Annotated in this window: 13 protein-coding genes; 9 read left to right on the forward strand and 4 right to left on the reverse strand. The window is 71.1% G+C overall.

All coding sequences use genetic code 11. The annotated features are described in order from the left end of the window. Nucleotides 1–104: 104 nt before the first annotated feature. The 6 genes from NMK44_RS33135 to NMK44_RS33160 all read left to right on the forward strand — a co-directional run bounded on the left by NMK44_RS33135 (nucleotide 105) and on the right by NMK44_RS33160 (nucleotide 5,306). Nucleotides 105–356, forward strand: coding sequence for an SGM_3592 family protein (locus NMK44_RS33135; protein WP_254750083.1), 252 nt, complete (start codon nucleotides 105–107; stop codon nucleotides 354–356). A gap of 127 nt (nucleotides 357–483) precedes the next feature. Next, complete coding sequence (locus NMK44_RS33140) at nucleotides 484–1,314, forward strand: basic amino acid ABC transporter substrate-binding protein (protein WP_254750085.1); 831 nt, start codon at nucleotides 484–486, stop codon at nucleotides 1,312–1,314. A 40-nt stretch (nucleotides 1,315–1,354) separates the two neighbouring features. Next, a complete protein-coding gene (locus NMK44_RS33145) occupies nucleotides 1,355–2,140 on the forward strand; it encodes an amino acid ABC transporter permease (RefSeq protein WP_254750087.1) in 786 nt (261 codons plus the stop codon). Between the two features lie 5 nt (nucleotides 2,141–2,145). Continuing rightward, on the forward strand, nucleotides 2,146–2,976 hold the full coding sequence (locus NMK44_RS33150) for an amino acid ABC transporter ATP-binding protein (protein ID WP_254750089.1): 831 nt from the start codon (nucleotides 2,146–2,148) through the stop codon (nucleotides 2,974–2,976). A 140-nt stretch (nucleotides 2,977–3,116) separates the two neighbouring features. Beyond that, on the forward strand, nucleotides 3,117–4,085 hold the full coding sequence (locus tag NMK44_RS33155; RefSeq protein ID WP_254750091.1) for an acetylxylan esterase: 969 nt from the start codon (nucleotides 3,117–3,119) through the stop codon (nucleotides 4,083–4,085). Nucleotides 4,086–4,166: 81 nt separating this feature from the next. Then, nucleotides 4,167–5,306 carry a CaiB/BaiF CoA transferase family protein gene (locus NMK44_RS33160; protein ID WP_254750093.1) on the forward strand — a complete coding sequence of 380 codons (1,140 nt, stop codon included), beginning with the start codon at nucleotides 4,167–4,169 and terminating at the stop codon, nucleotides 5,304–5,306. A gap of 42 nt (nucleotides 5,307–5,348) precedes the next feature. Here NMK44_RS33160 and NMK44_RS33165 read toward each other — a convergent pair whose 3' ends face one another. Beyond that, nucleotides 5,349–7,208 (reverse strand): ABC transporter ATP-binding protein, encoded by a 1,860-nt coding sequence (locus tag NMK44_RS33165; RefSeq protein ID WP_254750095.1) that lies wholly within the window; start codon nucleotides 7,206–7,208, stop codon nucleotides 5,349–5,351. Nucleotides 7,209–7,348: 140 nt separating this feature from the next. On the opposite strand from NMK44_RS33165, the gene NMK44_RS33170 reads away from it, so the two are divergent. After that, complete coding sequence (locus tag NMK44_RS33170) at nucleotides 7,349–7,789, forward strand: MarR family winged helix-turn-helix transcriptional regulator (RefSeq protein ID WP_254750097.1); 441 nt, start codon at nucleotides 7,349–7,351, stop codon at nucleotides 7,787–7,789. 61 nt (nucleotides 7,790–7,850) lie between these two features. Here the strand turns inward: NMK44_RS33170 and NMK44_RS33175 are convergent, their stop codons facing one another. Both NMK44_RS33175 and NMK44_RS33180 read right to left on the reverse strand, forming a co-directional pair. Then, complete coding sequence (locus tag NMK44_RS33175) at nucleotides 7,851–9,248, reverse strand: alpha-amylase (protein WP_254750099.1); 1,398 nt, start codon at nucleotides 9,246–9,248, stop codon at nucleotides 7,851–7,853. A gap of 278 nt (nucleotides 9,249–9,526) precedes the next feature. Beyond that, nucleotides 9,527–10,261, reverse strand: a complete 735-nt coding sequence (locus NMK44_RS33180) for a L,D-transpeptidase family protein (protein WP_254750101.1) — start codon at nucleotides 10,259–10,261, stop codon at nucleotides 9,527–9,529. Between the two features lie 154 nt (nucleotides 10,262–10,415). Between NMK44_RS33180 and NMK44_RS33185 the strand changes: the two genes are divergently transcribed. Both NMK44_RS33185 and NMK44_RS33190 read left to right on the forward strand, forming a co-directional pair. After that, nucleotides 10,416–12,401, forward strand: a complete 1,986-nt coding sequence (locus NMK44_RS33185; RefSeq protein ID WP_254750103.1) for an ABC transporter transmembrane domain-containing protein — start codon at nucleotides 10,416–10,418, stop codon at nucleotides 12,399–12,401. Continuing rightward, the gene (locus NMK44_RS33190) at nucleotides 12,398–14,179 is read left to right on the forward strand and encodes an ABC transporter ATP-binding protein (RefSeq protein ID WP_254750106.1); all 1,782 of its coding nucleotides are present in this window, start codon (nucleotides 12,398–12,400) and stop codon (nucleotides 14,177–14,179) included. The genes NMK44_RS33185 and NMK44_RS33190 overlap by 4 nt, the downstream gene beginning before the upstream one ends. 83 nt (nucleotides 14,180–14,262) lie before the next feature. Here NMK44_RS33190 and NMK44_RS33195 read toward each other — a convergent pair whose 3' ends face one another. Then, nucleotides 14,263–15,054, reverse strand: a complete 792-nt coding sequence (locus NMK44_RS33195; RefSeq protein ID WP_254750108.1) for a metal-dependent hydrolase — start codon at nucleotides 15,052–15,054, stop codon at nucleotides 14,263–14,265. Nucleotides 15,055–15,166 lie beyond the last annotated feature (112 nt).

Genomic DNA, 15,166 nt, shown 5'->3' on the forward strand with positions numbered 1-15,166 from the left:
CCGTGCCCGGGGCACGGGCCGGACCGGAACTCGGCCGGTGCCCCGTGCGTTCCCCGTTCGAGGGAGTGTGTGCCCCAGCGGCACCGGCGGACGGGAGGTGCCCTGTGAGCACCGGATCCACGGACCGGGGACCGGACGACGACGCGGAGGGCGCGGACGGCGCGGACCGCTGGGACGACGTCGTGCTCGACGAGGACTTCATACGCGGAGCGGAGGTCTCCGAGCCCGCCGCGCGGACCCGGATGCTGAGGGAGCGCTGGCGGAGCGGAGGTCCCGAGCCCCAGCCCTGGCGGGCGGACGAGCCACCGGCAGGCTGGTTCTGGAGCAAGCGCCGCAGGTGGCGACGGCGCCGCTGACCGTCACGCCGTTATCCGCTCGCAACGCACACGACGGGTACATCCGGGCGCCACCGATGGCAGGATGCGGGCCATCTCACTGATCACGCGTTCCGTGGGGTCGTCCCCGACCATGTCCGGAGGTGCCGTGTCCGCTCGCTCCGCACTGTCCGCCACTGCCATCGCCGCAGCGTCCGTCCTGCTGGCCGGGTGCACCAGTACCGCGTCGTCCGGCTCCGGCGGCTCGAAGATCAGCCTGGTGCAGTCCGGGAAACTCACGACCTGTACCCATCTGCCGTACGCGCCCTTCCAGTCCAAGGAGGGCAAGAAGATCGTCGGGTTCGATGTGGACCTGGTCGACCTGGTCGCCTCGTCACTCAAGGTCGAGCAGGAGATCGTCGACACGCCCTTCGAGGGCATCCAGTCCGGGGAGGACCTCAACGCCAACAAGTGCGATGTCGCCGCCGCCGGCATGACCATCAACGACGTGCGGGAGAAGAACCTCGACTTCTCCGACCCCTATTTCGAGGCCACCCAGGCCCTGGTGACCAAGAAAGGCGAGCCCTACTCCTCACTCGGCGATCTTGACGGCAAGAAGCTGGCCGTACAGCAGGGAACCACCGGGGAGGCGTATGCCCAGAAGCGCGCCAAGGGTGCGAAGCTGGTCCAGTTCGAGGACCTCGCGCTGCTGCTGACCGCCGTGAAGACCGGCCAGGTCGACGCGGGCGTCAATGACAACGGTGTGCTCTACGACTACGTCAAGGACAACCCCGACACCGAGGTCACGGCCGAGTTCAACACCGGTGAGCAGTACGGCATCGCCGTGCGCACGGGCAATGACGCCCTGCGCAAGAAGGTCAACAAGGTGCTGAAACAGGCCCGTTCGGACGGCCGCTACGACCGGATCTACAAGAAGTGGTTCGGCACCGCGCCCAAGAAACCCACCAAGAAGGCCGCCACGGAGCCCGCCGCGAACTGACGCCCGCGACCGTCACCGGAGCTGAGGAGTCCGCACAGTTATGGCAATGACCCGTCGGCAGCGGGCGCGGGCGATACGGGCGGTGCAGTACGCCGTGCTCGTCGCCGTGCTGCTCGTCTTCGTCCTGGCCGCGGACTGGGGTGAGCTGCGCCGCGCGTTCTTCGACGCGGAGGTCGCCCGGTCCCTGTTCCCCGATGTCATCACCACCGCCCTGGTCAACACCGTCGTCTACACCCTGCTCGGGTTCGGTTTCGGGCTGGTGCTGGGGCTGGTGCTCGCGTTGATGCGGCTGTCCCAGGTGCCGCCCTACCGCTGGCTGTCGATCGCCTACATCGAGTTCTTCCGCGGCGTTCCGGCGCTGCTGGTCTTCATCGCGCTGGGCTTCGGTGTGCCGCTCGCCTTCCAGGTGGCCCTGGACCGATACGTCACCGTGATGCTGGCGCTCGGCCTGGTGGGCGCCGCCTATATGGCGGAGACGATCCGCGCGGGTATCCAGGCGGTGCCCAAGGGGCAGATGGAGGCGGCGCGTTCGCTGGGCATGTCCCACGGCCGCGCGATGGTCTCGATCATCATTCCGCAGGCGTTCCGGATCGTGCTGCCGCCGCTCACCAATGAGCTGATCCTGCTCACCAAGGACTCGTCCCTGGTCTATCTGCTGGGACTCTCCCTGGACCAGTACGAACTGTCCAAGTTCGGCCGGGACGCGCTCAATCAGCACCGCAGTCTGACCCCGATCCTGGTGGCCGGGGTGTGCTACCTGGTCATCACCGTTCCGCTGGGACATCTGGTGCGGCGGCTCGAGGCCCGTACGGCGAAGGCGAGGTGAGAGGAATGGACAAGGCCACGGAGGAGGCCGGGCGGCCGGACGGTGTCGCCATCCGGGTCGAGAACCTGCACAAGTCCTTCGGTGAACTGGAGGTCCTCAAGGGCATCGACCTCACGGTCCGGCGGGGCGAGGTGGTGTGTGTGATCGGTCCCTCGGGGTCGGGCAAATCCACCCTGCTGCGCTGTGTGAACCTCCTGGAGGAGCCCACCTCCGGCTCGGTGACCGTGGCCGGGGCGGAGGTCACCGATCCGGACGTGGACATCGACCGGGTACGGCGCCGGATCGGCATGGTGTTCCAGGCGTTCAATCTGTTCCCGCACCTCACGGCGCTGGAGAACCTCACCATCGCCCAGCGCCGGGTACTGCGCCGCGACAAGGCGGCGGCGCGCCGTATCGGCCGGGAGAACCTGGCGCGGGTCGGTCTGACCGCCAAGGAGGACGCCTATCCGGCACAGCTCTCCGGCGGACAGCAGCAGCGGGTGGCCATCGCGCGGGCGCTGTCCATGGACCCGGAGCTGATGCTGTTCGACGAGCCGACCTCGGCCCTCGACCCGGAGCTGGTCGGCGATGTCCTCGCCGTCATGCGCGCCCTGGCCGACGAGGGGATGACGATGCTCGTGGTCACCCATGAGATGAGCTTCGCCCGCGAGGTCGCGGACCGGGTCGTCTTCATGGACGACGGAGTGATCGTGGAGGAGGGCGGTCCGGAGCGGGTGGTGGCCGACCCCAGCCATCCACGGACCCGGGCGTTCCTCAACCGGGTGCTGGACCCGGCCGCGGCCCGGGTCGGCGAGGTGCCGGACACCGGACCGCACGACGCCCGGGCCGACCGCTGAGCATGAGCACGGGGCCGCGTGTGACGGTGCGCGGCCCCGCACCGCGGCCCCATGATCATTATTCTCTTGACCACCGGTTCGAACGCTGATCGGATACCCGGATACCCGTTGGTACACGGATACTCCGGAGGTCCTGCCGCGTGTTTGTCGATCTGCCCCTGGACCAGTTGCACAGCTACCGTCCCCGGCTGCCCGAGCCCGAGGGCTTCGACGCCTTCTGGGAGCGCACCCTGACCGAGGCGCGCACGGTCGACCTGGACCCGGTGTTCACGCCGTACGACGCGGGGCTCGACCGGGTGCGGACCGAGGACGTGGAGTTCTCCGGTTTCGGCGGACACCGGATACGCGGCTGGCTGCTGGCCCCGCGGGACGCGACCGGTCCGCTGCCGTGTGTGGTGCAGTACCTCGGCTACAGCCGTGGACGCGGACTGCCGCACGACTGGCTGCTGTGGCCGTCGGTGGGCTACGCCGTCCTCGTGATGGACACCCGCGGCCAGGGTTGGTCGCCGCACTCCCCCGGCGCGACCTCCGATCCGGTGGGCGGTACCGGTCCCGAGTCGCCGGGCATGATGACCAAGGGCGTCCTCTCGCCGGAGGACTACTACTACCGTCGGCTCTACACCGACGCCGTGCGCGCGGTCGAGGCGGCCCGGTCGCATCCGCTGGTGGACCCCGGACGGATCGTGGTCAGTGGTGCCAGCCAGGGCGGCGGTATGGCCCTCGCCGTCGCCGGGCTGGTGTCCGATCTGGCCGGCGCGCTGGTGGATGTGCCGTTCATGACGCACATCCGGCGCGCGATCGAGATCACCGACGACGATCCCTACGGTGAGGTGGCCCGCTTCTGTGCCGGGCAGCGTCATCTGACGGACCAGGTGCTCACCACGCTCGACCACTTCGACGGGCTCAACTTCGCGGCGCGCGCCCAGGCTCCCGCGCTGATCTCGACCGCGCTGCGCGATGAGATCACCCCGACGTCCTGCGGTTTCGCTGCGTACCACCACTACGCGGGCGAGAAGGAACTGAAGGTGTGGCCGTTCAACGGTCATGAGGGCGGTTCCACCCACCAGCAGGCGGAGCAGATCACCTTCCTGCGGCGGCTGCTCGGCTGAGCCGTGCGGGGGCGGCGGCGTTGGCCACCGCCCCGCGCGGGGAAGACAGTGGCCCATCCGCAATCCGAAGGAGCGTCCTCCGTGTCCGCACAGCCGCTGGACGGCATCACCGTCGTCGCCCTGGAACAGGCCGTCGCGGCCCCGTACGCCACCCGCCAGCTCGCCGACCTGGGCGCACGGGTCATCAAGGTCGAACGGCCCGGACGGGGCGACTTCGCGCGTGACTACGACCGTGCGGTCAAGGGGGCCTCGGCCTACTTCGTCTGGATCAACCGCGGCAAGGAGAGCGTCGTCCTGGACGTCAAGGACGACGCCGACCGGGCCGTCCTGGACGGGCTGCTCGCCCGCGCGGACGTCTTCGTGCACAATCTGGCGCCCGGTGCGGTGGAACGGCTCGGTCTCGGCCCCCAGGCCCTGCGGGCAAAGCACCCCCGTCTGATCACCTGTGCCATCTCGGGGTACGGCGACAGCGGGCCGTACCGCGACAAGAAGGCGTACGATCTGCTCATCCAGTGCGAGACCGGGCTGCTGTCCATCACCGGGAGCCCCGCGGAACCGGCCCGGCCCGGGATCTCGATCGCGGATATCGCGGGCGGGATGTACGCCTACAGCGGGATCCTCACCGCGCTGTACGAGCGGGAGCGCACCGGCGAGGGGACGGATCTGAGCGTCAGTCTCCTGGACGCGCTGGGCGAGTGGATGGGGCATCCGTACTTCAGTCAGCAGTACGGCGGAACTCCCGTGGCCCGCAGCGGGGCCCGCCATCCGTCGATCTCCCCATACGGCGCCTACACCTGCGGCGACGGGGCGCAGGTATTCCTGAGCGTCCAGAACGACCGGGAGTGGGTCGCCCTGTGCGAACGGGTGGTGCGCCGCCCGGAGCTGATCCGTGATCCGCGGTTCGCGGACAACCCGCTGCGCCGCGCCCATGACGAGAAGCTGACGGCCGAGCTGGAGGAGTGCTTCGCGGGGCACACCGCCGACGGACTGATCGCGCTGCTGGACGGGGCGGGCATCGCCAACGCCCGGTTGCGGGATGTCTCCCAGTTCGCCGCCCATCCCCAGCTGGAGGCCCGCGACCGCTGGGGGGAGTTCGGCTCCCCCGTCGGACCGCTGCGGGGACTGCTGCCGCCGGTCGAGGTGGCGGGCCGCCGGGCGCCGATGCGTCCGGTACCGGAACTCGGCGAGCACACGGATGCGGTGCGCGCCGAGTTCACCTGACCCGCCGTCCCCCGGGCAGCGCGACGGGCTCCGGCGCAGGCGCTAAGCGGTCGGGGCCGTCTGGACCGCCGGGACCGGGTCCTGGCCCTGGTCCGCCGGGGCGGGTGACTGGGCGTCGCGGCGCACCAGTGCGGCGTAGCGGCCGTCCCGGGCCATCAGCTCCTGGTGGGTGCCGCGCTCGGCGATCCGGCCGCCGTCGAGCACCACGATCTGGTCGGCGTCCCGCACGGTGGACAGCCGGTGGGCGATGGTGATGGTGGTGCGTCCTGCGGACAGGGCGTCGATGGCGTCCTGGACCGCCTGTTCGGTACGGGTGTCGAGGGCGCTGGTGGCCTCGTCGAGGATCAGCACCGGCGGATCGCGCAGGATCGTCCGGGCGATGGCCAGGCGCTGCTTCTCCCCGCCGGAGAACCGGTAGCCCCGTTCGCCGACCAGGGTGTCGTAGCCGTCGGGCAGGGAGGCGATGTGGTCGTGGATCTGAGCGGCCTTCGCCGCGGCCACGAGGTGGTCATGGGTCGCGTCCGGCTTGGCGAAGCGCAGGTTGTCGGCGACGGAGGCGTGGAAGAGGTACGTCTCCTGGGAGACGACGCCGACCGCGCGGGCGAGGGTGTCGAAGTCGAGGTCCCGGACGTCGACTCCGTCGATCAGCACCCGGCCGCCGGTCACGTCGTACAGCCGGGGCACCAGATAGCTGAGGGTGGTCTTACCGGAGCCGGTCGGGCCGACGACGGCCAGGCTGCCGCCCGCGGGGACGGTCAGCTCGACCCCGCGCAGCGTGCCGGCGGCGGACTCGGGTTCCCGGGTGTCGTAGTCGAAGTCGACGCCTTCGAAGCGGACCTCGCCGCGCACGCTCTCCAGCCGCCGGGGCTCGGCGGGTTCGGTGATGTCGATCGGCAGGTCGAGATACTCGAAGATGCGGGCGAAAAGCGCGAGGGAGGTCTGCACCTGGACCCCGGTGGACAGCAGGCTCACCGTGGGCCGGAACAGACCCTGCTGGAGCGAGACGAAGGCGACGAGGGTGCCGATGGAGACCGACGGGCCGCCCGAGCGCAGGGTGATTCCGGCGGCCCAGTAGATGACGGCGGGCATGGCGGCCATCACGATGCCGATGGTGGACATCCGCCAGCGCCCGGCCATGCTGGAGCGGACCTCGAGGCCGACCAGACGCTCGGACTCCCGGGAGAACTCCTCGGTGAGCGAGGCGGAACGGCCCATGGTGCGGCCGAGCAGGATGCCGCTCACCGACAGCGATTCGGTGACCATCGCGGACATCGCGGCCATCTGCTTCTGGCGCTGGGAGGTGATCTTCTTGCGCTCGTCGCCGACGCGGCGGCTGATCCAGACGAACAGCGGCAGCAGGAGCAGCGAGATCACGGTCAGCCGCCAGTCGAGGGCCAGCATGGCGACCACGGTGGCGACGACGCTGGTGAGGTTGGAGACCAGCGAGGTCGCGGTGGACGTGACGGTGGCCTGCATCCCGCCGATGTCATTGGCGATCCGGGACTGGACCTCACCGGTGCGGGTGCGGGTGAAGAAGGCGAGCGGCATCCGCTGGAGGCGGTCGTATACGGCGGTGCGCAGATCGTGCATCACCCGCTGGCCGACCGTGGTGGAGATGAAGGTCTGGAGTACGCCGAAGCAACTGGTGACCACGGCCGCGGCGATCATGCCGAGGGCCAGCAGGGTCAGCAGTCCGGTGCGGCGTTCGGGGATCGCGGTGTCGAGGACCTCGCGCAGCAGGAACGGCGAGGCCACCGAGACCAGCGCCGAGGCGGCGACGAGCAGGCCGACCACGGCGAGGCGGCTGCGGTAGGGGTGGAAGAGCCGGAGGATGCGCCGCACCTGGGCGGGGCGTTCCGGTTCCGCGGGCGATGGGGTCCATGACGAATCGTCGCGGTGCATGGGCTCCTTCTGGTGGCAGGGTCCGGCGGTGGGGAAGGCGCCACCATCGGGGACCGGACGGTCCGGTCGGCGAAGCTATCGGAGCATAGCTCATTGTTACCTAAGCTCACAATGAACACGATCCTGATAGACTTCCGATCATGCCCGAGCCCGAGACCTCCGGCCTCCTGGCGGAGCAATTGCTCCAGCTGACCCGGAAGCTGCACCGCGCCCAGAAGCGCCACCTGGAGCCGCTGGGCATCACCCCCGCGCAGTCCCGGCTGCTGCGCACGGTCGCGCACACCGACGAGCCACCGCGGATGGCGGACCTGGCACGGCGCCTGGATGTGGTGCCGCGCGCGGTGACCACGCTGGTGGACGCCCTGGAGTCACACGGTTCGGTGCGCCGGATGCCGGATCCGACCAACCGGCGGGTGATCCGGGTCGAGCTCACGGACACCGGCCGGTCGACGCTGCGGGCGCTGCGCGAAGCCCGGCGGTCGGCAGCCGAGGACATCCTGGCACCGCTCAGCGCCGAGCAGCGGGAGACCCTGGGCGGCCTGCTGGACACCCTCTCCACCGCGCATGACCGCCCGTGCTGACGCGCCCCGTGGACAGGTCCGGTGTCCACGGGGCGCGTCGGTGACGGTCGGGGGCGGGCGGTCAGCCCTTGGCGCCGGTGTGCAGCGCCAGTGCGCTCCTGGCCGGGAGGGTGGTGCGCAGCGTGCCGTCGTCGGCGACGGTCACCGTATTGCCTTCGCACTTCTCCGGTGACGCCTTGGCCACGTTGCAGTAGGTACCCGCCGGGAGCGAGGTGCGGAAGGTCTCGCTCAGCTCACCGCCGCCGTTGTTGAGGGCGACGAACCCCTTGTCGCCACGGCTGAAGGCGAGGGCACTGCCGCCGTTGTCCCACCAGTCCTTGAGCTCGGCACCGGCGACCTGGTTGCGGAAGCCGACCATGCCGGTGATGTCGGTCCTGGCGTGGGTGCAGGTCCATCCCCCACCGTCGCTACAGCTCGCCGCACCGCCCGCGGGCGGGCCCGCGTCCTTGTCGGTCCACTCGTAGCCGGAGTACACGTTCGGCGAACCGTAGGGCGAGGCGAGCATGAAGACGCTGGCGAGGGTGTAGGACGCGCCGTCCTTGTAGGTGAGGGTCGAGCCATTGCGCTCGGTGTCCCAGTTGTCGACGAAGGTCCGGGCCTTGTCACCGCTCAGCTTTCCGTCGGCCACCGACTTCAGCTGGGCGATGTCGCCGCCCTGGAACGCGCTCTTGAGGTGGCTGCCGTAGCGGAACTCGTCGACGTCGCCGATCCCGGTGTACTCCTCGGGCGAGACGGCCTCGCCCCCGCCGTAGATGACCTCGGAGACCCACAGGCCCGGATCGGCCATCTTGCCCTTGATGGCGGCGAGGTCGTCGGCGGCCATGTGCTTGGCGGCGTCGATGCGGAACCCGTCCACGCCGAGCGAACGGAGGTCGCCGAGGTACGCGGCGATGGCGCCGCGGACGTAGTCGCTGCCGGTGTCGAGGTCGGAGAGGCCGACGAGTTCGCAGTTCTGGACGTCACCGCGGTCGTTGTAGTCGGCGATGTCCTTGCGGCAGCCGTGGAAGTCCTGGTCCTGGTAGGTGCCCGGATAGGTGTACTTGGAGTACGACGTACCGCCGGTGCCGGTACCCGAACCCGACGACATGTGGTTGATGACCGCGTCGGCGATGACCTTCACACCCGCCTGGTGACAGGCGCCCACCATGTTCTTGAAGGCCTCCCGGTCACCGAGCCGTCCGGCGATCCGGTAGCTGACGGGCTGGTAGGAGGTCCACCACTGGCCGCCCTGGATGTGCTCGGAGGCGGGCGAGACCTCCACATAGCCGTAGCCCGCCGGGCCGAGCGAGTCCTTGCACGCCTGCGCGACCGCCTCGTACTTCCACTCGAACAGGGTGGCGGTGACCGTCTTGTCGCCCGGTGGGGTGGCCTGGGAGGGCCAGGGGGCGGCGGTGGCGATGGCGGCTGCGGTCAGCAGCCCGGCCAGTGTTCCGCCCAGCAGACGGGACCGGTGTCGCATAAAGCGGCTCCTTCGGGATCCGGGCACCGAAGTGCCCACGAAGGCAGCCACGCGCCAGGCCACCGTGGGGGGAAGCGGAACTGCCGCCCCGGGGGCGGTGGTTCCGCACGGCAGCCTGCCGGTCTGGCGCTGAACACGTCAAGACATGGCGCAAATGTTTCCAGTCACTTGCAGAAAAATCTTGCGCCGGTGGGGTACGGGCGCCGGGGCGGACGACGGGTGGCGCAGCGTCAGGCCAGCACCACGTCGGGCCGGCACGACGTCGGACCGGCGCGGCCTCAGGCGGCCAGATGCGCGCCGTCCCCCATGACCACCACCGGATGCTGTTTCGGGTCGAGGTTCTTCAGCAGGTACTCCATACCGGACTTGGAGAGGCTGACGCAGCCCGACGTACCGCTGCCGTGGTCCATGTGCAGCCAGATCGACCCACCCTTGCGCTGCCCCTCCGGGCGGGTGGGGTCGAGCGGTGAGGTGCCCTTGACGCGGTTGTAGTCGATGGCGATGACGTAGTTGAAGTCCGTCCAGTGCGACTTGGGCCAGTAGTGCGGGGCGGCGAAGGAGCCGGACGCGGTGTAGGGCAGCCGGGCGCCGGGATCGGGCAGCACCCCGCCCGCGTCGCTGAGCGTGTAGACGCCCACCGGACTGCGCTTGTCACCCTCGTGGTGGCTCGTCGTCCAGCCGCGCTTGCCGTTGTGCGCGACCCAATCCCGGGTGCGCTCCCAGGACTTGCCCCGCTTGGTGTACAGCACGACGGTGGAGTCGGCGGAGTTCACGCCTTTGCCGTAGACCGCGATGACCTGACGGGCGTCGGCGGGGATCCGTGACTGGAGGCCGTCACCGACCTTCGGGATGCGGGTGGGGTCCGGCGCGGGCGCTCCGCCGCGCTGCGCCCGCCCGCCTTCGCCGCCCTTGTCGCCACCGCTGTCGCCCCCACCGCCACAGGCCGTGAGGAGCAGGAGGGCGGCGGCGGCCGCGGCCGCCGTACGGATGGACTTCGTGCCGGACATTCGCATGTCCCCCATCGTCCCATCCCGGCACGAAAGCACCGCGGGCGGAGTGGCGTGTTCCCTGCTCCTGGTGGAAAAACCAGTTGAATTCGCACCTCCCCAAGGGCGAACCTGGCTCGTCCGTCCGCCAGCCCGCGCACCGCCCGAGACCTGGGACGTCATGCACATTCGCGATCTTCCGTACACCGATCCCGGCAGACCCGACGTACGGTCAGGTCCCCGGTTTCTGCTCTGGCTCGGGAGGAACCAGCTGGGCGGGCAGATCAAGGCCGCGCTGTGGGGACTGCTGCACATGGCGGCCCTGGTGTGCTTCCCCGCGGCGATCGGCTTCGGGGTGCAGGCGGTGGTGGACCGCTCCGGTGCGCGGCTCGCGCAGGCCGGCGCGCTGATGGTGGGACTGACCGTGCTCACGGCGCTCGGGGACGCGATGCTGCACCGGGCGGCCGTCACCAACTGGATCACCGCGGCGGCACGGGTGCAGCAGCTGCTGGCCCGCAAGGCCGTGGAACTGGGCTCGGCGCTGACCCGGAGGGTGGCCGCGGGCGAGGTGGTGGCGGTCTCCACCGGCGACGTCGAGAAGATCGGCTGGTTCGTCGAGGCGCTGTCCCGCTTCACCGCGGCCGCCGTCACCACCATCGGGGTGTGCGTGGCCCTGGTCCTCTACCAGCCGGCGCTGGGCGCGGTGGTGGCCGTCGGGGTGCCCGCGCTGGCGCTTGCCGTACTGCCGTTGCTGCCGCCCGCCGCCCGGCGGGCCGAGGAGCAGCGGGACAAGGCGGGACGCGCGACCGAGCTGGCTTCGGACACCGTGGCCGGGCTGCGGGTGCTGCGCGGGATCGGCGGCGAGGAACTGTTCCTCGGGCGCTACCGGCGCGCATCGCAGGAGGTGCGGGTGGCCGCGGTGCGCAGCGCGCGGATGTGGGCGCTGATCGCCGCCGTCCAGGTGGCGCTGCCGGGACTGCTGTTGATCGGTGTTGTCTGGTACGGCGCGGCGCTGGCCCAGGACGGACGGATCGCGGTAGGTGAGCTGGTCACCGTCTACAGCGCGGTCACCTTCCTCCTCTTCCCGCTGCGCCACTTCGAGGAGATCGCCATGGCGTACTCCTTCTCCCGGCCGTCCGCGCGGCGGGCGGCGCGCGTGCTGGCCTTGGAGCGTCCGGCGCCTGGGCAGGGCAACGGCGCCGAGGGGACGCCCGGCGAGGCGCACGGCGCAGGCGCCGGGGACGACCGGCCGGCCCCATCCGGCGGCGATCTGTACGACCCGGCGAGCAGCATGCTGGCACCGGCCGGCCGGCTGACCGCCGTGGTCTGCGGTGATCCAGATGCGGCGGGACGGCTGGCGGACCGGCTGGGCGGGCATCCCCCGGAGCACGGTGCGGATGCCGGAGACGCGAGGCCGGCGCCGTCCGCGCTGCTGGGCGGGGTCGCCCTCGACGGGCTGTCGCTGGCCGCGGCGCGCGGCGCGGTGCTGGTACAGGACAAGGATCCGGTGCTGCTCTCGGGGACGCTCACCGAACTGCTCGATGTACCGCGGTCGGGCCGGGTCACCGCGCGGGAGGCGCTGGACGCGGCCCAGTGCGGCGATGTGCTGGAGGCGCTGGCGCAGGCGTCCCTGGACGAGGAGGGCGAGGCCGACGCGCTGCGCACACGGATCACCGAGCGCGGCCGCTCGCTCTCCGGCGGCCAGCGGCAGCGTCTGGCGCTGGCCCGTTCGCTGGTGACCGACCCGGAGGTGCTGGTGCTCGACGAGCCCACTTCCGCGGTGGATTCGCACACCGAGACACGGATCGCCGAGGGGGTGCGGCGGCTGCGGGAGGGCCGGACCACGGTCGTCCTCACCTCCAGCCCCCTGCTGCTGGACCGGGCCGACCGGGTGGTCTTCGTACGCGAGGGCGAGGCGGCCGGGGCGGGCACCCATCGGGAGCTGCTGCGCGACGACCCCGAGTACCGGGCGGTCGTCACCCGTGAGCCGGAGGAGGAGCCCGGCGGGCGGGCGGCTCCGCCCAACGGGCCGGACGGCACGAAGGAAGTGACCGGTGCCCAGCCGTTGAACGGAGTCGCGGCCCGGTCCGGCTCGCTCCCGTGGCCGGAGAGCGAGGGTCCCGGGGACGCCGGGCGGATCGAGGAACAGATCGAGGAGTCGGCATGATCGGCGTGGCACCCCCCGCCTACGACCCGGCCGCACCGGAGTCGGCGACGACCTTGCCGGTCGGCACACCTCCCACCGTGCGGGCCTACGTCCGCGAGCTGCTGAGCCGGCACCGCCGGGCGTTCACCGTACTGATGGTGGTCAACGCCACCGCCGTACTCGCCTCGATGGTCGGTCCGCACCTGCTCGGCGGTCTCGTCGAGGACCTCTCGGAGGGCCGGGACGATCTGCACATCGGGCGCACCGTCGCGCTGTTCGCGGTGGCGCTGGCGGTACAGACCGTCTTCGTGCGGATGGTGCGGCTGCGCGGCGCGGTCCTGGGCGAGCAGATGCTCGCGGATCTGCGCGAGGACTTCCTCGTACGGTCGGTGGGGTTGCCACCGGGGGTGCTGGAGCGGGCCGGGACCGGTGATCTGCTCTCCCGCATCACCACCGATATCGACCGGCTGGCGAACGCCATGCGTGAGGCCGTGCCCCAGCTGGCCATCGGTGTCGTCTGGACCGGGCTGCTGCTGGGCGCGCTGACCGTGACCGCCCCGCCGCTGGGCCTGGCGGTCCTGGTCGCGCTGCCGGTGCTGGTGGTCGGCTGCCTCTGGTACTACCGGCGGGCGCCGTCCGCCTACCGCTCGGAGGCCGCCGGGTACGCCGCGGTGTCGGCCTCCCTGACCGAGACGGTGGACGCCGGGCGCACCATCGAGTCCCATCGGCTGGGCGACCGCCGGATCGCCCAGTCGGAGCTGCGCATCCGCCAGTGGACCGCGTGGGAAAGGTACACGCTCTGGCTGCGGTCGGTGCTGTTCCCCGTGATCAACGTGACGTACACGCTGATCACCGGTTCGGTGCTGATGATCGGCGGCTACTGCGTGATGCGGGGCTGGATGTCCATCGGGGAACTGACGACCGGGGCCCTGCTGTCGCAGATGCTGGTCGAGCCGATCGGGCTGATCCTGCGCTGGTACGACGAGCTCCAGGTCGCCCAGGTCTCGCTGGCCCGGCTGGTGGGGGTGCGGGAGATCGAGGAGGGGCCCGGTGACGACGGGGTGGCACCCGAGGGCCGGGAGGTCCGCGCCGACGAGGTGCGCTTCGGCTACCGGACGGGCAGCGATGTGCTGCACGGGGTGTCCATGAGGGTGCCGCCGGGGACCCGGCTGGCGCTGGTGGGGCCCTCGGGGGCGGGCAAGTCCACACTGGGACGGCTGCTCGCCGGGATCTACGCGCCCCGGGCGGGCGAGGTGACCCTCGGTGGCGCGGAGCTGGCGCGGATGCCCGCGGAGCGGGTGCGCGAGCATGTCGCGCTGGTCAACCAGGAGCACCATGTGTTCGTGGGCTCGCTGCGGGACAACCTGCTGCTGGCCCGTACCTCCGCACCGGACGCGGAGCTGTGGGCGGCGCTGGGCGCGGTGGACGCCGACGGGTGGGCGCGGGCGCTGGAGAGCGGTCTGGACACCGAGGTGGGCTCGGGCGGGCTGGCGCTCACCCCGGCCCAGGCACAGCAGATCGCGCTCGCCCGGCTGGTGCTCGCCGATCCGCACACCCTGGTGCTGGACGAGGCGACCTCGCTGCTGGACCCGCGGGCGGCGCGCCATCTGGAGCGCTCGCTGGGGCGGGTGCTGGAGGGCCGGACCGTGGTCGCCATCGCCCACCGGCTGCACACCGCGCATGACGCCGATGTGATCGCCGTGGTCGAGGCGGGCCATATCAGCGAACTCGGCAGCCATGACGAACTCGTCGCGGCGGACGGGGCGTACGCGGCGCTGTGGCACTCCTGGCACCGGTGAGTCCGCCGGCGCCGACGCGTCCCGGCTGACGCCCCGGCCCGGTGGAACCCGGGCCGGGGCGGCCGGACGCCGTACGCAAGCGGTCAGATGATGCCGAGTGCGCCCAGGCCGCCCACTCCGCCGAGCACCATGAAGACCGGCATCAGCACCTTCAACTCCACCCAGCTGCCCGCACGGAAGCGCATCGGCTTCGGCGGACCGATCGGGTACCAGCGCTTGCGGCCGATCGGGATGGGCCACAGGATCGGGCAGCCGGAGATGGTCAGGGCGTCGCCGATGTCGTGCACCAGGGCACCGAGGACGATCGGCAGTCCCAGCCAGAGGTATTCCTGGCCGGGCGCGGTGAAGAGCCAGTCGGCACCGTTGCCCGGTTTGTTCAGGATGTCCGCGAGGATCCAGGCGCTCGTCGCGCCGAGCAGCCAGACCAGCACATCGCTGGACACCCGGGCCGCCCGCCACAGCAGCCCCTCGACGGCCAGCACCATATGGACGAAGAGGATCCCGAGGACGGCCCAGCGGCCGCCGACCACGGCGAGCACCGAGGCACCGCCACCGATCAGGACGGCCCAGACCCAGGTGTGGGTGAGGGTGCGGTGCCCGCCGGTACGGCGGGCGTCGCCGGGCTTCCTGGTCGCCTTGTAGACCGAGTACGAGATCTTGTCGATCACTTCGCACAGGCCCCGGGAGATCGGCCCGAAGGCGCGGGATATCGTCGCCGCCTTGTGGTCGAGGTCGGGGGCGAGCGCCGCTCCGGCGCAGATCAGCGCTCCGACGACCAGCACCGGCCAGGGCATCTCGTGGCCGGCCGCCGCGGCCGCCGCCCCCACCCCCAGCCAGGCCGCCGCTCCGGACAGCGAATGCGCCGGTCCCATCATGGTCGTACCCCGCCCCTGTTCGTGCCCGCGCCCAGGCGGGAGTTGGTTGTCTCGGCCCGCCACACCCTAGCGGCGGACGATCTTCGTGCGCACGGCCGGTTCCCGTCCCGCC

The organism is Streptomyces cucumeris, from assembly GCF_024295805.1.
Classification (GTDB): Bacteria; Actinomycetota; Actinomycetes; order Streptomycetales; family Streptomycetaceae; genus Streptomyces; species Streptomyces cucumeris.